14 protein-coding genes are annotated in these 16,776 nt (G+C 62.2%); 6 read left to right on the top strand and 8 right to left on the bottom strand.

Features of this window, described 5'->3' with window-relative positions; genetic code table 11:
- Positions 1-299: 299 nt before the first annotated feature.
- The 3 genes from WH265_RS16040 to WH265_RS16050 all read right to left on the bottom strand — a co-directional run bounded on the left by WH265_RS16040 (position 300) and on the right by WH265_RS16050 (position 3,138).
- Entirely contained in the window at positions 300-1,943 is a 1,644-nt protein-coding gene (locus WH265_RS16040; RefSeq protein ID WP_339558932.1) for an endonuclease NucS domain-containing protein, read from the bottom strand.
- Between the two features lie 359 nt (positions 1,944-2,302).
- The gene (locus WH265_RS16045) at positions 2,303-2,806 is read right to left on the bottom strand and encodes a ZIP family metal transporter (protein WP_445228542.1); all 504 of its coding nucleotides are present in this window, start codon (positions 2,804-2,806) and stop codon (positions 2,303-2,305) included.
- Positions 2,803-3,138 (bottom strand): hypothetical protein, encoded by a 336-nt coding sequence (locus WH265_RS16050; RefSeq protein WP_339558933.1) that lies wholly within the window; start codon positions 3,136-3,138, stop codon positions 2,803-2,805. The genes WH265_RS16045 and WH265_RS16050 overlap by 4 nt, the downstream gene beginning before the upstream one ends.
- A gap of 150 nt (positions 3,139-3,288) precedes the next feature.
- Between WH265_RS16050 and WH265_RS16055 the strand changes: the two genes are divergently transcribed.
- Entirely contained in the window at positions 3,289-3,573 is a 285-nt protein-coding gene (locus WH265_RS16055) for a helix-turn-helix domain-containing protein (RefSeq protein WP_256460939.1), read from the top strand.
- A gap of 206 nt (positions 3,574-3,779) precedes the next feature.
- On the opposite strand, the gene WH265_RS16060 is transcribed toward WH265_RS16055, so the two are convergent.
- The 5 genes from WH265_RS16060 to WH265_RS16080 form a co-directional block, all read right to left on the bottom strand.
- The gene (locus tag WH265_RS16060) at positions 3,780-4,280 is read right to left on the bottom strand and encodes a hypothetical protein (RefSeq protein WP_339558934.1); all 501 of its coding nucleotides are present in this window, start codon (positions 4,278-4,280) and stop codon (positions 3,780-3,782) included.
- 383 nt (positions 4,281-4,663) lie between these two features.
- Positions 4,664-5,602 (bottom strand): ZIP family metal transporter, encoded by a 939-nt coding sequence (locus WH265_RS16065; protein ID WP_445228068.1) that lies wholly within the window; start codon positions 5,600-5,602, stop codon positions 4,664-4,666.
- A 60-nt stretch (positions 5,603-5,662) separates the two neighbouring features.
- Entirely contained in the window at positions 5,663-6,289 is a 627-nt protein-coding gene (locus tag WH265_RS16070) for a superoxide dismutase (protein ID WP_021028931.1), read from the bottom strand.
- A 56-nt stretch (positions 6,290-6,345) separates the two neighbouring features.
- Positions 6,346-6,840 (bottom strand): hypothetical protein, encoded by a 495-nt coding sequence (locus WH265_RS16075; RefSeq protein ID WP_021028932.1) that lies wholly within the window; start codon positions 6,838-6,840, stop codon positions 6,346-6,348.
- Positions 6,837-7,322, bottom strand: a complete 486-nt coding sequence (locus WH265_RS16080) for a DUF2325 domain-containing protein (protein WP_445228543.1) — start codon at positions 7,320-7,322, stop codon at positions 6,837-6,839. The genes WH265_RS16075 and WH265_RS16080 overlap by 4 nt, the downstream gene beginning before the upstream one ends.
- Positions 7,323-7,623: 301 nt before the next feature.
- On the opposite strand from WH265_RS16080, the gene WH265_RS16085 reads away from it, so the two are divergent.
- The 5 genes from WH265_RS16085 to WH265_RS16105 all read left to right on the top strand — a co-directional run bounded on the left by WH265_RS16085 (position 7,624) and on the right by WH265_RS16105 (position 16,733).
- A complete protein-coding gene (locus WH265_RS16085) occupies positions 7,624-9,429 on the top strand; it encodes a VRR-NUC domain-containing protein (protein WP_339558936.1) in 1,806 nt (601 codons plus the stop codon).
- Positions 9,426-11,744 carry an ATP-dependent DNA helicase gene (locus WH265_RS16090; RefSeq protein WP_339558937.1) on the top strand — a complete coding sequence of 773 codons (2,319 nt, stop codon included), beginning with the start codon at positions 9,426-9,428 and terminating at the stop codon, positions 11,742-11,744. Before WH265_RS16085 ends, WH265_RS16090 begins: the two co-directional genes overlap by 4 nt.
- Before the next feature lie 82 nt (positions 11,745-11,826).
- Entirely contained in the window at positions 11,827-13,971 is a 2,145-nt protein-coding gene (locus tag WH265_RS16095) for a TonB-dependent receptor family protein (RefSeq protein WP_339558938.1), read from the top strand.
- Positions 13,972-14,198: 227 nt separating this feature from the next.
- Entirely contained in the window at positions 14,199-14,873 is a 675-nt protein-coding gene (locus WH265_RS16100) for a DUF2760 domain-containing protein (RefSeq protein WP_021028793.1), read from the top strand.
- 3 nt (positions 14,874-14,876) lie between these two features.
- Positions 14,877-16,733: an Hsp70 family protein gene (locus WH265_RS16105; RefSeq protein ID WP_339558939.1), complete on the top strand. Its 1,857-nt coding sequence runs from the start codon at positions 14,877-14,879 to the stop codon at positions 16,731-16,733.
- The last annotated feature ends 43 nt before the right edge of the window (positions 16,734-16,776 follow it).

A 16,776-nucleotide genomic window follows, 5' to 3' on the forward strand; every position in this document is an offset into this window, starting at 1 on the left:
TGGTCTCCGAAGCGATTTTTCTCAATCTATTAGTTGTTGTCGCAGCCACGGTTTATATGCAAGTCCAGCCTCCGTTGATTACCACAAAAAAGCTATTGCAGCTGACAAAGGATAGGTCGCCTCGGCTGTGTTAGGAGGCTAGCTGTACGCCTCAAACTTGGTAGTCTCAATCTTATCTGGAAAATGATGGTTGGCGAATGTCTCTTCCCTATCAATGGCTTCTGGAATTTCTCGCTTAATTTACACCTTTAATTGGGAGGGAACTGTACTGTTGCGTGGATTTTTTACGCCCGGGACTTTCATTTCCCAGTTAATTCGAACAGCAATGGAGCCCTGCTTCCTCCCGGGCTGGTAGGAATGTCTGCATAATTTTTTGAGATCCGTTCACAATATGCACGATTATTATCGATAAAAGCTTCTATTCCGCATCGATAATCAATGCCCTCTGGGGCATTATGGTTCCAAATCACCTCCCCTTTGTTGTTGATAAGGTCAAGCTCGATTACCCAAGGATGAAATCCGTGAGTTCGAAAAGCGATTTCATATCGACGTATATCTTTGGAGCTTAATACTGCTAAGCGTGATTGATCAACAGATCCATATGTTGATTTCAACTGCATAACCTCATCGTCAGGGCATGTCTTGTCGTCCCAAGACCATCCCCCAATCAAACTTCTAACTTCCCTGCCGTTGGTGTCTAAAACCTTAATTGAAAAATGTGAAAGCTGCGCAGTGTTGTGTTCGAGATGCTGATGAATCCGGAAGAAAAAGTGGCGAATATCCTGTCCGTAGAACGACACATCTGGCGTACCTGCCAATTGACTTAAAAAACGTTCAACCTCTGATTTCCAGAAAATCTCAAATCCTAAAAAATCAGCGAACGCTTTAATGGTGTAGTTCCAAGATGGTCCTAATTTTGGGCTAGAAATAGCATTAAAAAGGTAACGGTTTATGCGTGGTGTATTCGATCCTAAATCCTGAGCTACAACGCACCGTTGCATTTCCGCTAAATCGTGAACTAAGTCGTTTTTTGGCCAATCACCAACAGGAAAAAGTTCTTCAAACGGTCGAATTTCTAAAATGGCCGTGATTTTCTCCGGTGTACCCATCCGCATGGTCATGAACGTAAACTCTACGTCTTTGCACGTAGCTGTCAGCCAATCTAGAAGGGATGATTCTTCTTCCCAACCTTCGTATCGGTAGAATGGAGGTTCATAGTCTTCATCATCAACGCTTTCTGCCCCACAAATCATCTTTACGTCGTCGATGGCATCATCACCAATCCTCCATACGCACAAAACAGCTAGGTCGTCTTCTCCATTCAGAGGTTCAAACTGAAGGAGTGCAGCACGAATTTGTGGGACAAGGGCTGATGCCTTCCTAAGATCTTCAACTACCGACAGCATTTTCCCCTTCTTCGCTTGAAGAAGGCGCGTATCCGGACAAAGTTTTGGGAGGCTATCAATTGGCGAAAGCTTTCGCTCGTCAACTTTCACCTTCCCATCTTCAGATGTGACTTGAAATCCTTTGACATCGACCTTTGCGGCAGCTCGAAAGAACGCAAGCGGAGTTTGCAACTCGTGCCAGTGCGTAGAGACTACAAAGCATCGCAGCTTTTGTTCGTCTACCTGCTGCGTGCTCAAGAACGCAGAAATGTATTTACTGAGCTCATGCAGTGCTTGGCGGGCTGCTTGATCGCTCCTCTTAACCTCGATGATGACAAAACAACCATAGCGATCCTTCGCCAAGATATCTAAAGCGCCGTTTGCCCCGTGTAGAGTCCTGACAGGATAGTTAGCAGCAATCAGCGTAAGTCCAGGCTCAATCAATCCAAGATTTGCAGCCAGATGGTCTCGAAGCTCATCTTCGTTTTTAAACAGTCCAAGGACCGGTATCGGATCGACTTTTATTCCCACGATGCAACCCTTATCAATGTTCGTCAACTGGGCCATCCTACGCCCTCTGCGCCGAGGTTAGCCAGAGTGCTGGACAAGCCGATGACATATAGGTAGCTTAAAGGGAAATCCTAGCGGTGGCGTTTTAAAGATGTCACGCAATGCTATACGGACCCTGGTACATAGGTAGATATTGTGTACTCAGCGCGAACTTGTCGCATTCAACCCGACTGGAATTTTAGTCACTATCGGCTGAGTAACTCAAACCCATTGTGCGGAGTTAGACGGCATTGGCCCATAAGCGACGCCCCCCCCAATGTCTTGTAACTCGGCAGTCGACGGCTCGCAGCACATATAGTGTGGAGTTCACATGCACTTTGTATTAGGCGCTATGTGCTCGCCACCCCTCAACCCAAAGCCGTATCCAACACCATCATCAAAACAAACCCCACCATCAATCCCGTAGTCGCAAAAAACTCATGCCCCTTGCGGTGCGACTCCGGGATGATTTCGTGGCTGATGACGAAGAGCATGGCGCCAGCGGCCAAGCCCAGGCCCCAGGGGAGGAGCAGGGCAGAGCTGCCGATGATTGCGGTGCCGGCGACGGCGCCCAGGGGTTCGACCAGGCCGGAGGCGATGCCCAGCAACACGGAGAAGCCCCGGCTGTAGCCGACGGCCAGGAGTGCGGCGGCTACGACAAAGCCTTCGGGCACGTCCTGGATGGAGATGCCGATAGCGAGCGCGTTGGCGCGCATGCCTTCATTGCCAGCGTAGCCCACGCCAATGGCCAGGCCTTCGGGCAGGTTGTGCTGGATGATCGCAAACACAAAGAACCAGGTGCGGCGCAGCAACTGGGCCTGGGCAGTGTCAATCGCTTGAGGGCCCTGCCCTTGTGCGCAGGCGATTGTTATTCCAACCCGCCTCGATTCATGTCCTCTCTTGCTGGCGCATTAGACCGCTTGGCCACCCATGCCATATACAAGGTTCCCAGAATGCAAAGAATCAGCGCCGGCCAGCCAACGACAAACAGTCCCAACATTCCTTCAACGAAAAACAGCAAACAGATCCATAGCTGTATAGGCCTGAACCGGCGCGCTGCCTGTCTGTGCATGCGTGCATGATCCTGCTCATCTACTTCACGACCAGAGGGTTCAAGCCCTTCGGCTTCGATACGACCTTCACCCAACAGAGTTGGACTGATGGTTTCATCGGTCGCGACATGGCGCTTGTGCTCGTGCTCCATGTCAATGAATCCTTTCAGGTTGATGCATGAACGCATACTTGTGGGTGACCGCATGCAAGCGTTCAGAGGGCGATTGGGGTACAGAAATAGTCTATTTCAGACTATTCCAGAACGGACTTTAACTTGGGCGCAGTTTTATGTCCACGCACCATGTACCGTTCCACCCACAATCCCAACTACCAGCTCTTACTGTCTGTTCTCACTTCCACGCGTAAGCGCATGGGCGTGTCGCAAGTGGAGCTGGCACAGCGGCTTGGCAACACGCAGACATTTGTGTCCAAGTGCGAGCGCGGCGAGCGTCGCATTGATGCTGTGGAATTGGTGGAGTTCGCTGAGGCGCTTGGTGTGCCACCGTTGGAGGTCCTTGCGGAATACCTCGAAAGACGGGATAGCAACCTATTTGCAGCTAGCAAAAAGACGAGAAGTCGAAGCTAAAGAGAGCAGGCGACTACTCGCTTGGTTGTGCAAACCCGCTGGCGGGAACGATGTACAGAGCAAAGCGGATTGTCAATACAGGTGCATGCCGCAAGTCCATCGATATGATGAAGTCGCCGCTCAATGAGGTCGCTGAAAGCAGTGCAGGGCTGTTTTTCTTAGTGGCTACGAGATATAGCGCACTCCAGCAAGGCCTGCTATCGGGCTCATGAACTCGTAGTTCCTCGTGCCTTGGCTATAGCGATTAAGTCGTCGCGGCTCCATATGTATGACAGCGACCCGTTCTGATCCTGGAGTTCCCATTTCGAACCAGAACGCCGAACAATGATGCCAGCGGCACGAAGCGATGCTTCAGCCTTTGGTAGATCATCTACATCATGTCCATTGAGTCCGCGACCGGTATAAAGATGCGGAAGGTTATCTTCCGGTTCAGGATTGTTTGGAGGGAAGTTCGGTTCTTTACGACTCGAACCTCGACCAGAAAGTACGCCAAAGCCGAGAAGCAGTACGCCAGCAATTGTCATCACAGAGGCCTGCATGAGGTGGCTGCGCCTACTCTCTATCAGACCTATGTTATGCACCTCTTGGCTCGGCACATAAATTCCAGCGATGACTGTGCTTTCGGTGGCAACTACCGTTTCCATATTCCAAGCCACGACAGCCCATATAACGCCGATGGCAGCTAATAAGATACCAATAACTCGCATGACTCATCCTTGATCACTCGTTAACTTTAAGTGTAACTGTTAGATACCCGCAGATCACTATGCGGGATAGTACTGATGATCAAGTGTCTGGGCTACGCATAGAGCTAGCCGTGATTTTGAGATAGTGAACTAAGTGGGTCGATAGCGAGCATTCAGCGGCATAAACAGCGGACTGCCCGGATCCAATCGGGCTGGACTTTTGGTCATGGTCGGCTGCAAAACTCATACCGGATGTGAGGAGGCTGCGGCTTAGATTTTCGACTAGCTTCAGTGACAGCACGCGAAGCTTCTTGATGCCGCCATGAGCAGCAGTCGCCCAGCCTGTCTACATGCAGCTTGCGATGTACAAAGCCCGCACTATCAAAGGGCGTGGTTTTACCCCCTCACCCCAAAGCCGTATCCAACACCATCATCAAAACAAACCCCACCATCAACCCCGTCGTCGCAAAAAACTCATGCCCCTTGCGGTGCGATTCCGGGATGATTTCGTGGCTGATGACGAAGAGCATGGCGCCGGCGGCGAAGCCCAGGCCCCAGGGGAGGAGCAGGGCGGAGCTGCCGATGATGGCGGCGCCGGCGACGGCGCCTAGGGGTTCGACCAGGCCGGAGGCGATGCCCAGCAGGACGGAGAAGCCTCGGCTGTAGCCGACGGCCAGCAGCGCGGCGGCGACGACAAAGCCTTCAGGCACATCCTGGATAGAGATGCCGATAGCCAGCGCATTGGCACGCATGCCTTCATTGCCGGCGTAGCCCACGCCAATGGCCAGGCCTTCGGGCAGGTTGTGCAGGATGATCGCAAACACAAAGAGCCAGGTGCGGCGCAGCTGCTGGGCGCTGGCGCCTTCTCGGCCTTTGATGAAGTGTTCATGGGGCAGCAGGCGGTCCATCACCAGGAGGGCCATGCCGCCCAGCAGGATGGAGGTGCCGACGACGCCGCCAGCAGCCCAGGCGCTGCCGCCAAAGATATTCGAGGCGCGTGCGGCATCCAGTGCGGGGATGACCAGTGAGAACGCGCAGGCGGCCAGCATCACGCCGGCGCCAAATCCAAACAAGGTGTCGCGTGTGCGTTCAGAGGGGCGCTGGGCCAGCAGCACGGGCAGGGTGCCCAGCGCAGTGGCCAGGGCGGCCATGCAGCCGCCCAGCAGCGCATTGCGCACGGAGGGCTCGTTTTTGAGGCCATCCCAGATGAGCGCGCCGAGCGCAAACACCCCCAGGCCACAGATCAGCAGACCGATGCGGGTTCGCAGCTTGAGCGCCGGTTTGGGCGCAGGGCTGGCGGTGCTGCGCGATGCGTCATCGCGCGGGTCGGGCTGGTTGTCCATTTCCATCGGTTGGTTGCCTGGGGTCATGTGCGTGCTCGCGTGCTCGAAGAAGGGAGTGACTTACTTGCCCAGCGCTGCGGCGTACTTGCGGGCAACGACGCCCCAGTCCACCACATTGTAGAAAGCGGCAATGTATTCAGGGCGGCGGTTTTGGTACTTCAGGTAGTAAGCGTGCTCCCACACATCCAGGCCCAGGATGGGGGTGTTGCCCGAGCCAATGCCCTTCATCAGTGGCGAATCCTGGTTGGCGCTGCTCTCCACCGCCAGCTTGCCTTCAGGCGTCACAGTCAGCCAGGCCCAGCCGCTGCCAAAACGGCTCAGTGCCGCCTTGGTGAAGGCGTCCTTGAAGGCCTCAAAACCACCCAGGTCGGCATCGATGGCCTTGGCCACATCGCCTTGGGGCAGGCCGCCGCCGCTGGGCGACATCACTTCCCAGAACAGGCTGTGGTTGGCATGGCCGCCGCCGTTGTTGCGCACGGGCAGGCGCAGCTTCTCGGGCAGCGATTCCACCTGGGCCACCAGCGCTTCGACGGACAGGTTGGCAAACTCCGTGCCTTCAACCGCAGCGTTGAGGTTGTTCACATAGGTCTGGTGGTGCTTGCTGTAGTGGATCTCCATCGTCTGGGCGTCAATGTTGGGCTCCAGGGCATCGTAGGCATAGGCCAGCTTGGGCAGGGTATAGGACATATCGTGTGTCAGTTGTTGAGTGGAGAACAGGGAGGTCAATGCCGGTGCGGCGGCTGTCAGTGCAGCAGCGTGCCCGGCGGCGGGTTGCCCGAAGGCATGGGAACGCTGTGGGCCTGCCGCTCCATCGCATCCTCGCGCTCGCGGGCGGCGCAGCGGTTGTGGTGCTCGGTCAATGCAGCAAAGGTGTGGTGCAGGTGCTTGCAGGCGGCCGATCGCAGGTCGGCGCTGGCATGGTCGTCACGCGTCAAGGCCAAGAGCTGGTGGTGGGCGCAGTTGATGCACTCGCCCGCCGATATTGGCTGGCTCAAGGTGTTGAAGCAGTCGGCCAGGTTCAGGTGCGCGACCACAAAGGCGGCCAGGCGGTCATCGGCGCAGACGCCGGCCGGCGCATCGTGGAACAGCTGGTGCGCCACGCGCAGCGCATGCTCATGCCAGGCCAGCGCCTGCTCGGGGCGGTTGTCGCGGCTGGCTTCCACGCCGGTCTGGGTCAGGCGCTCCCATTCGCGCAGCAGCAGCGGACCCGATACGGAGGACGGAAAACGCGAGCTCATGGCAGCTCCTTGGCGGGCACGCTGGCCGCCGTCATCACCCAGGCGTGCGAGGCCTTGGCAGTTTCTGTGGGGACAAAGGCCTGGGGGTCTTCCAGCAGGCAGGTGCTGCCCAGGCGCTTGCACTGGTCGTGGTCGCGCCAGTACCCGCCGTGGCTGATGCAGCCGGTCTGGCAGATCACCAGGTTGGTGGCATGCTGGCCCAGCTCTTGCAGATAGGCATCGGGTGGCGGCGGGGGCACGGCGGCCACTTCCATCGTCGCGGCCGGGTCCACACAGCGGCGCACGGCCGTGACGGCCGCGCGGTTGGCGATGGCCGACAGGTGCACCAGGCGGTCCTCGCGCTCCCAGATGAGGGCGCTGTCGCGCATGATGACCTGGGCCCGCAGCTGGGTGACCTGGGCGCGCAGCGCCTCGACTTCCGCGCGCAGTGCATCGACCTGGGCCGTGCAGCGCGCTTGCAGTGCAGCATAGTGGCGCAGCATCACACCGTGCTCCTGCACCAACGGATGGATGTCACTGTCTGGGTTTGGCACGGTTGGCTCGCCTCCACGGGATAAACGGAAAACACTTTGCTCGGCATCAAGGCAGCGTCAAATAAAAACATAATAAATGAGAATCGTTTCTATTCGCAAACTCATTTGTATATAGCCTGCCTGCAAGCAGTGGAATAGTGCTATCGGCTGCGCGAGCCTGACGGCCAGAAGGGGACATGGCGGCAAAGTTAAAATAGCTGTATAAAAATACAGATAAGCTATCACTCACCTTCACCGCATCCGACCCCCCATGCTGGCCCCCCACCGCTACTACTACCTGCACAACTTCGAGCGCGCGCTGCAGTGGCTGGGGCAGCGCTATGGCGATGTGCTCGATGCGCAGGAGCAGCAGTTTTTGGCGGACTTTGCCCAAGCCCCCATGCCGTCGCAGGCGCTGATGGTGCGCATGCTGATGCGGCGCGGGCCCTGGTTCCGCGCGGACAAGCTGGTCTACGAAGAGATCCCCGATGTGCATGCCGCCGCACAGCCCTTGCTGGCGCTGGGCTGGATCGATGCCGATGCCGACATGGCGCTGGCCGAGCTGTTTGCGCTGCACACCAAGCCCGAGCTGCTGCAGATATTTGCCAACGCTGGCTTGGCGCGCACGCTGCGCAAGGCGGAGATGCTGGCCCAACTGGTTCAGCAGTCTGATCCAGGTACCGAGCAAGAAGCCCAAGAGCAGCTGCAGCCCTACCGCCGCTGGCACCCGCATGCCGAGCATGCTGCCTGGCGCGTCACCGTCGGCGAACTGGCCGAGGGCCTGCGCCTGATGTTCTTTGGCAATCTGCACCAGGACTGGTCGGAGTTTGTGCTGGCCGACCTGGGCATCTTCAAATACGAGACGGTGGCCTTTGATGCGCAGTCGCGTGCCTTCCAGACCCGTGCCGATGTGCAGGGCTACCGCCAGCTGCAGCAGTGGCGCCAGGCGGTGGATGAGGACGAGGACGAGGACCGCCAGGCCTTGATGGACGCGCTGGCCGCCTGGCGCAGTGCCAACCCCTGGCTGCAGCAGCGCCATGCCAAGGTGCTGCTGCGCCTGGGCCAGGCCTGCGAGCGCAGCCAAAGCTGGGCGCTGGCCGAGCAGGCCTATGCCGCCAGCCGTTATCCGGGCGCACGCCACCGCCGCATGCGCGTGCTCGAACGCATGGAGCGCTTTGACGAGGCCCTGGCCTTGGCCAGCGCCGCCGCGCAGCAGCCCGAGAGCGATGAAGAAAGCCAGCGCCTGGCCCGCATGCTGCCGCGCCTGCGCCGCCACCTGGGCCAGCGCAGCGCCAGCCGCCGCGCGCTCAAACCCGAGGTGGCCCAGCTGCGCGAGGATGTGGCGCTGGAGCGCGTGCTGCGCATGCCACGCATGCCGCAGGGTCTGGCGGCGATGGATGCGCTGAGCGATGCCGCAGCGTTGGAGGCCGCCTTGCGCGCTGGCGAGGCGATGAACACCGCCGAGGCCACCGAAGGCCTGCGCCTGATGCCGGTGGAATACGCCTTGCGCGACCACTGGCACCGCGACGACGCGCCAGTGTTTTATGTCGAGAACGCGCTCGTCAACTCGCTGTTTGGCCTGCTGTGCTGGCCGGCGATTTTTGCGCCATTGCCAGGGGCGTTTTTTCATCCGTTCCAGGCGGGGCCGGCTGATGTCTATGCGCCCGATTTTGTTGCGCGGCGTGCGGCGCTGTTTGAGGCTTGCCTGGCGGCCTTGGACGACGGCAGCTACGCCGAGGTAATCCGTCAGCGCTTTGCCGACAAGGCCGGGCTGCAGTCGCCCTTTGTGTTTTGGGGCACGTTGACGGAGGCGCTGCTGGACCATGCGCTGGCCTGCATACCAGCGGCCCACCTCCAACTGCTGTTCCAGCGCCTGCTCGGCAATCTGCAGGCCAACCGCACGGGCTTTCCGGACCTGGTGCGCTTTTGGCCGCAAGAGCGGCGCTACCAGCTGGTGGAGGTCAAAGGCCCGGGCGACAAGCTGCAAGACAACCAGATCCGCTGGCTGGAATACTGCGCCGCCCATGGCATACCGGTGGGAGTCTGCCATGTGCAGTGGCGCGAGGCGGACGCATGAGCTACACCGTGGCGGTGCGCGCCTTGTGCGAGTTCACCGCCCGCGAGGGGGATCTGGATTTGCGCTTTACGCCGGCGCCATCGGCATTGGAAGGCATCGAAGGCCATGGCCTGGTGCGCGCCCGCCGGGGCGCGGGCTATGAGTCGGAGTTGCGCCTGGCAGGCCGCTTTGATGACCTGCAGGTGCGCGGCCGCGCCGATGGCTTTGACCCGGCCCTGGGTCAGCTCGAAGAAATCAAGACCTACCGGGGCCAGATCGACAGCGTGCGCGACAACCACCGCGCCTTGCACTGGGCGCAGGCCAAGGTCTACGGCCACCTGCTGTGCCTGGAGCGGGGCCTGCCCCGCTTGAAGGTAGCGCTGGTCTACTTCAATGTCGGCACGCAGCAGGAGACGGTGCTGGTCGAGCATTACAGCGCCCCCGAGCTGCAGGCATTTTTTGAGCAGCAATGCCGCTTGTTTTTGGACTGGGCGCGCAGCGAGGCCGCGCACCGCAGCGCGCGGGATGCGGCGCTGGCGGCGCTGCGCTTTCCGTTTGCGCAGTTCCGCACGGGGCAGCGGGCGCTGTCGGTGGCGGTGTACCGCACGGCCCAGGCGGGCTTGCAGGCGGGCGGCGGCAGCTGCCTGATGGCGCAGGCGCCCACCGGCATTGGCAAGACCGTGGCGACGATCTTCCCCATGCTCAAGGCCAGTGCGCAAGAGGGGCTGGACAAGCTGTTTTTTCTGACCGCCAAGACCACCGGCCACCGCCTGGCCTTGCATGCGCTGGGCCTGTTGCAGACGGCGCTGCAGGGCCAGACGGGCGCGGTGCCGCTGCGCGTAGTCGATCTGCAGGCGCGCGACAAAAGCTGCGAGCACCCGGACAAGGCCTGCCATGGCGAATCCTGCCCGCTGGCCCAGGGCTTTTATGACCGCCTGCCCGCCGCCCGCGCCCAGGCCCTGGCGCAGGAGCCGATGCTGACGCCCGACAAGGTGCGCAGCCTGGCGCTGCAGCACCAGGTCTGCCCCTATTACCTGACCCAGGAGCTGGCGCGCTGGAGCGATGTGGTTGTCGGCGACTACCACTACTTTTACGACAGCGCCGCCATGCTGTATGCGCTGACCCAGGCCCACCAGTGGAAGGTGGGCGTGCTGGTGGACGAAGCCCACAACCTGCTCGAACGCGCGCGCCGCATGTACACGGCTGAGCTGCCGCAGCACACTCTGGCAGCGGCGCGCAAGGCGGCCACCGGCCCGGTCAAGAAATCGCTGGATGCCTTGAACCGGCAATGGACGGCCCTGAACAAGGCCCAGCAAGAAGGCGGCCAGGACTACCAGGTCTACCCCGAGCTGCCGCCCGGCCTGCTGGGCGCCGTGCAGCGCGCCGTGGCCGCCATTGCCCAGGCCCAGGGCGACAGCCCCATGCTGCCGGGCGATGCGGTGCTGGGCTTTTACCTGGAGGCGCTGTCCTGGCTGAACCTGGCCGAGCAGCTGGGGCCGCATGCGCTGTTTGATACCAGTTTGTGGAGTAGTGCAGCCTCCGGCCGCCGGGGGCCGATGTCCACGCTCTGTATCCGCAATGTCGTGCCCGCGCCGCACCTGGCCGCGCGCCATACCGCCGCCTGCGCCACGGTGCTGTTCTCCGGCACGCTGGGACCGCAGGCCTTCTACCAGGATCTGCTGGGCCTGCCGCCCGCCACGCACTGGGTCGATGTGCCGTCGCCCTTCCAGGCCGCGCAGCTGCAGGTGCAGATTGCGGGGCATATCTCCACCCGCTACCAGGACCGGGCGCAGTCGCTGGTGCCGATTGCCGAAGTGGTGGCAGCGCAGTTTGCCCGCCAGCCGGGCAACTACCTGTGCTTTTTCAGCAGTTTTGATTATTTGCAGCGCGCGGCCGAATGCATGCAGCGCCTGCAGCCCCAGCTGCCGCTGTTCTGCCAGACCTCGGCCATGGACGACGCCGGGCGCGCCGCCTTTTTGGCGCGCTTTGATGAGGCCGGGCAGGGCATTGGCCTGGCCGTGCTGGGCGGGGCGTTTTCGGAAGGGGTGGACTTGCCGGGCAACCGGCTGATTGGCGCCTTTATTGCCACCCTGGGCCTGCCCCAGGTCAACCCCATCAACACGCATATGCAGCAGGCCATGGCCCAGCGCTTTGGCGCTGCCAAGGCCTATGACTACACCTACCTCTACCCGGGGCTGCGCAAGGTGGTGCAGGCTGCTGGGCGGGTGATTCGCAGTGAGGATGACCGGGGCGTGGTGGTGCTGATCGATGACCGCTTTCACCGTGCCCAGGTGCGCGCGCTGCTGCCCAGCTGGTGGGAGCCGCAACGGTGGTAGATTGGGGTTTCTCAGAGGAGAGCAGGGGTTTATGTACCAAATTTCCCATAGCTTGAGACGCTGTAAGAAAATAGCGGCCTCTATGCCGATCCAAGCCTTTTCTCTCTCGCCCCTGCGCCCTGTGGCCGGGGCCGCTGCGCTGCTGTGCGCCCTGTCCGCCGCTGCGCAGACCGCACCAGCAACACCTTCCACCGCTGAAACCCCCGCTGCCGAAGCCACCTTGCCGACCGTGTCGGTGCGCTCGGCGGTCGGCGCCGCCGATCTGCTGCAATTGCCGGCATCGGCCAATGTGGTGGAAGGCCGCGAGCTGCAGGATCGGCAGATGCAGGTCAACCTGTCCGAAGCGCTGGGCAGCGTGCCGGGCCTGACCTTGAACAACCGCAACAACTACGCCCAGGATCTGCAGCTGAGCGTGCGCGGCTATGGTGCACGCTCCACCTTTGGTGTGCGCGGCGTGCGCCTGTATGTCGATGGCATACCGGCGACCATGCCTGATGGCCAGGGCCAGACCTCGAATGTCGATATCTCCAGCCTGGAGCGGGTGGAGGTGCTGCGCGGCCCGTACTCGGCGCTGTACGGCAATGCCTCGGGCGGTGTGCTGAGCTTTTACACTGAAGACCCGCAAGGCCCGCTGAAGCTGGAGACCGGTGTGAGCGTGGGCAGCGATGGCCAACAGCGCTACAGCCTGAAGGCCAGCGGCCAGACGGAGGGCGGCATGGGCTATGTGCTGAGCACCAGCCGCTTCATGACCGATGGCTACCGCGAGCACAGCGCCGCCGACCGCAACCTGCTCAATGCCAAGCTGGTGATTCCGCTGGCGCATGACGACAAGCTGACCCTGGTGGCCAACCACACCCGGGGCGATGCGCAGGACGCGCAGGGCCTGACCTTGGCGCAGTGGCAGGCCGATCCGCGCCAGGCCAGCAGCGTGGCCGAGCAGTACAACACGCGCAAATCGCTGGAGCAGCAGCAGCTGGGCGCCACCTATGACCTGCGCATCAACGCCCAGCAAAGCCTGAGCTTGTCGGCCTACTACGGCCACCGCAGCATGCTGCAGTACCAGTCCATCCCCAAGGCGCCGCAGCTGGCGCCGGGCCATGCCGGCGGCGTGATCGACATGGCGCGCGACTATGCCGGCGCCCGCCTGGTCTGGGTGGGTGAGTTCGACACCATCGTGCCGCTGCAGCTGAGCGCGGGGCTGGATCTGCAGCAGATGACCGAAAACCGCCAGGGCTACGAAAACTTTATCGGCGACACCTATGGGGTGCGCGGCCAGCTGCGCCGGGATGAGAAAAACAAGGTCAGCAGCACCGACCCCTTTGTGCAGGCGCGCTGGCAGCTGGCCCCGCGCTGGAGCCTGGACACCGGCCTGCGCTACAGCCGCGTGCGCTTCAGCTCGGACGACTACTACATTCGCCCCGGCAATGGCGATGATAGTGGCAGCAGCCGCCACAGCAAGCTGCTGCCTGTTGCCTCGCTCTCCTACCAGCTCAGCCCGCTGCAAACCGTCTACGCCAGCGTGGGGCGCGGGTTTGAGACACCGAGCATCACCGAGATGTCCTACCGCAACAGCGGCTCGGGCCTGAACACCGATCTGCGGCCCACCAGCAGCACGCAGTGGGAGCTGGGCTACCGCCAGCAGCTGCGTGGCGATGCGCTGCGCGGGCTGTGGAGCGCGGCGCTGTTCCAGTCGCACAGCAGCGACGAGATCGTGACCGACCAGAGCGCCGGCGGCCGCACCACCTACCGCAATGCCGGCAAGACCCGGCGCCAGGGCCTGGAGCTGTCGGCCCAGCTGGATCTCATGCGCGATTGGCAGCTGCGCGCCGCCTACACCTGGCTGGATGCGCGCTTCCGCGAGGATTCGGGCAGCGGCGTGGCCGGCCAGCGCCTGCCCGGCCTGGCCCGCCACAACGCCTACCTGGGCGCTGACTGGCGCTTTGCCCCTGCCTGGACCGTCGGCATGGGTGTGCAGGCCAGCTCGAATGTGCAGGCCAACGATGCCAACACCCAGGCCGCCCCGGGCTACGCCACCACCGCGCTCAGCCTGGGCTACCGCGCGCAGATCGCCCCGCGCTGGACCTTGGCCGCCTTTGCTAGGGTCAACAATGTGTTCGACAAGAACTACATCGGCTCGGTCATCGTCAATGACGGCAACCAGCGCTATTTTGAAAGCGCGATGGGGCGTAACTGGGCCAGCGGCATCAACGTCAGCTACCAGTTCTGAGTACTCACCCCGCCCCGCCGGCGCTCCCGGCTTGCTGGTGCATAGCGCGGGGGCATAGGGCCAGCCGGTAAAATCCCCGGTTTTGCGGGCTGGCCGCCAGCTATAGCGGCTGTCCCCAGCACCTGCCGCAAACCCCCATTTTTTAAAACCACCCGCCTGCGCTCTGCAGCTGCCCCGGCCCTGGCCCCGCAGCCCCCGCGCCTTGGCGGCTGTTTGTTGGTGCCTCCATGAACAACACCCCCCCTTCCTTTTTGAGCCGTATCGCGATCGCGATCGGCAGCTTCTTTGCGATCCTCGGCAATGGCCGCCTGGCGGCCGATGTGCAGCGCGTGCGCGGCGGTGAGCGCCTGGCGGCCGATGTGCCGCCCCAGGAAGTGCGTGTCGAAGTCCCGGTCGAGAAGATCGTTGAAGTGCGCATCGAAGTGCCTGTCGAGAAAATCGTCGAGAAGACGGTAGAAAAGCGGGTCGAAGTACCGGTGGAAAAGCTGGTCGAGAAGCTCGTGGAAAAGACCGTGCAACTGCCCACCGAGACCGCTGCTTTGCAACTGCTGGGCCTGCTCCAGCGCGAGGCCCGCTTTGTCGACTTTATCCAGGAAGACGTGGCGCCCTACACCGATGCCGAGATTGGCGCCGCCGCCCGCGTGGTGCATGAAGGCTGCCGCAAGGTGCTGCGCGAGCATTTTGCGCTGGCCCCTGTGCGTGCCGAGGCCGAAGGCAGCCGCATCACCTTGCAGGCCGGCTTTGATGCCGCTGCCGTGCGCCTGACCGGCAATGTCGTAGGCCAGGCCCCGTTCACCGGCACCCTGGGCCACCGGGGCTGGCAGGTGACCGAGGTCAAGCTGCCCCAACTCACCGACACCGCCGCCGCCAAGGTGCTGGCCCAGGCCGAAGTGGAGCTCTAAGCCATGACAGCATCTGCCCAATTCAGCATCGGTATCGACCTGGGAACCACGCACTGCGCGCTGTCCTATGTGGACAAGAGCGCCAGCGATGGCGAGAACCTGGTCCAGCATGTGCTGGCCATCCCGCAGCTCACGGCGCCAGCCAGCATTGAAGCGCGCCCGCTGCTGCCGTCCTTTTTGTACCTGCCCCATGAGAGCGAGCTGAGCGCCGCCGACATGGCGCTGCCCTGGGGCGCGCAGCAGGATTTTGTCGTGGGCGAGTTTGCCCGCTCGCGCGGCGCGGCCACGCCGATCCGCCTGGTCTCCAGCGCCAAGAGCTGGCTGTGCCACCCCGGTGTGGACCGCCGCAGCCCGCTGCTGCCGGCCGATGCCCCGGCCGAGGTGCACCGCGTATCGCCGCTGACGGCCTCCATCCGCTACCTGTCGCACCTGCGCTGGGCCTGGGAGCAGGCCCACCCCGAGGCGCCGTTTGATGCGCAGGACATCACCGTCACCATCCCCGCATCCTTTGACCCGGCCGCACGTGAGCTGACGGCCGAGGCCTGCAAGGCCGCCGGCTTCCAGAAGCTGAGCCTGCTCGAAGAGCCGCAAGCCGCGCTCTACAGCTGGATCCAGGCGAGCGGTGGCGACTGGCGCAAGCAAGTGCAAAGCGGCGATGTGATCCTCGTCGTGGACGTGGGCGGTGGCACCACCGACCTGTCGCTGATCGCCGTGTTGGAGCGCGATGGCAACCTGGCCTTGCAGCGCGTGGCCGTGGGCGAGCACATCCTGCTGGGTGGCGACAACATGGACCTGGCCCTGGCCTACGCCGTGGCGCGCAAGCTGGCGCAAGAGGGCAAGCAGCTCGATGCCTGGCAAACCCGCGCACTGGCCCATGGCTGCCGCGCCGCCAAGGAGCAGCTGCTGTCCGATGAGGCGCTGCAATCCGTGCCCGTGGTGGTGCCCAGCCGGGGCAGCAAGCTGATCGGCGGCAGCATCCGCACCGAGGTGACCCGCAGCGAAGTGCTGGCCACCCTGGTCGAAGGCTTCTTCCCCCAAGTGGCGGTGAGCGACAAGCCCATCAGCCGCGCGCGTAGCGCGCTGACCCAGCTGGGTCTGCCCTATGCGCAAGATGCTGCGGTGACCCGCCATCTGGCCGCCTTCCTGTCGCGCCAAGCCGGTGTGACCGAGCAGATCGACGGCCTGCAGGGCACCCAGCCCGAAGGCGCCAGCTTTCTGCACCCCACCGCGATCCTGTTCAACGGCGGCGTGCTCAAGGCGCCGCAGATCGAGCAGCGCATCACCCAGGTGCTGAACAGCTGGCTGGCCGCCGAAGGCGCTGCACCCGCACGCCTGCTGGATGGCGCCAACCTGGACCTGGCTGTGGCCCGTGGCGCTGCCTACTACGGCCATGTGCGCGAAGGCCGGGGTGTGCGCATCCGTGGCGGCACCGCGCAGTCCTACTACGTCGGTGTCGAATCCAACATGCCTGCCATTCCCGGCATGGAGCCTCCCATGTCCGCGCTGTGCCTGGCACCGTTTGGCATGGAAGAGGGCAGCGAGGCAGCCCTCGATACGCAAGAGTTTGGCCTGGTCGTTGGCGAGCCGGTGCGCATGCGCTTCTTCGGCTCCAGCGTGCGCCGCAGCGACACCGTCGGCACCATGCTCGATTTCTGGGGCCCCGAGGAGCTGCTGGAACTGCAGGAGATCGAGCTGAACCTGCCCGCCGAAGGCCGCGCCAAGGGCGAGGTCGTCCCCGTCACCCTGCTTGCCCGCGTGACCGATATCGGCACCCTGGAGCTCAATGCCGTGCCGGTGGGTGGCAATGAGCGCTGGAAGGTGGAGTTGGATGTGCGGGCGCCGGTGGCGGCTGAGCAGTAAGCAGCGCGCTTCTGTCCAACACAGCACCCAGAAAAAATGCCAC

Source organism: Comamonas sp. MYb396, assembly GCF_037479555.1.
In the GTDB taxonomy this organism is placed as follows: Bacteria; Pseudomonadota; Gammaproteobacteria; order Burkholderiales; family Burkholderiaceae_C; genus Comamonas.

Excerpts from the sequence above, each read along its gene's own strand:
- WH265_RS16060 (WP_339558934.1), bottom strand. The coding sequence starts at position 4,280 with ATGCGAGTTATTGGTATCTTATTAGCTGCCATCGGCGTTATATGGGCT.
- WH265_RS16050 (WP_339558933.1), bottom strand. The coding sequence starts at position 3,138 with ATGGAGCACGAGCACAAGCGCCATGTCGCGACCGATGAAACCATCAGT.
- WH265_RS16070 (WP_021028931.1), bottom strand. The coding sequence starts at position 6,289 with ATGTCCTATACCCTGCCCAAGCTGGCCTATGCCTACGATGCCCTGGAG.
- WH265_RS16095 (WP_339558938.1), top strand. The coding sequence starts at position 11,827 with ATGCCGATCCAAGCCTTTTCTCTCTCGCCCCTGCGCCCTGTGGCCGGG.
- WH265_RS16090 (WP_339558937.1), top strand. The coding sequence starts at position 9,426 with ATGAGCTACACCGTGGCGGTGCGCGCCTTGTGCGAGTTCACCGCCCGC.
- WH265_RS16085 (WP_339558936.1), top strand. The coding sequence starts at position 7,624 with ATGCTGGCCCCCCACCGCTACTACTACCTGCACAACTTCGAGCGCGCG.
- WH265_RS16105 (WP_339558939.1), top strand. The coding sequence starts at position 14,877 with ATGACAGCATCTGCCCAATTCAGCATCGGTATCGACCTGGGAACCACG.
- WH265_RS16080 (WP_445228543.1), bottom strand. The coding sequence starts at position 7,322 with ATGCTGCGCCACTATGCTGCACTGCAAGCGCGCTGCACGGCCCAGGTC.
- WH265_RS16065 (WP_445228068.1), bottom strand. The coding sequence starts at position 5,602 with ATGGACAACCAGCCCGACCCGCGCGATGACGCATCGCGCAGCACCGCC.
- WH265_RS16100 (WP_021028793.1), top strand. The coding sequence starts at position 14,199 with ATGAACAACACCCCCCCTTCCTTTTTGAGCCGTATCGCGATCGCGATC.
- WH265_RS16055 (WP_256460939.1), top strand. The coding sequence starts at position 3,289 with ATGTACCGTTCCACCCACAATCCCAACTACCAGCTCTTACTGTCTGTT.
- WH265_RS16075 (WP_021028932.1), bottom strand. The coding sequence starts at position 6,840 with ATGAGCTCGCGTTTTCCGTCCTCCGTATCGGGTCCGCTGCTGCTGCGC.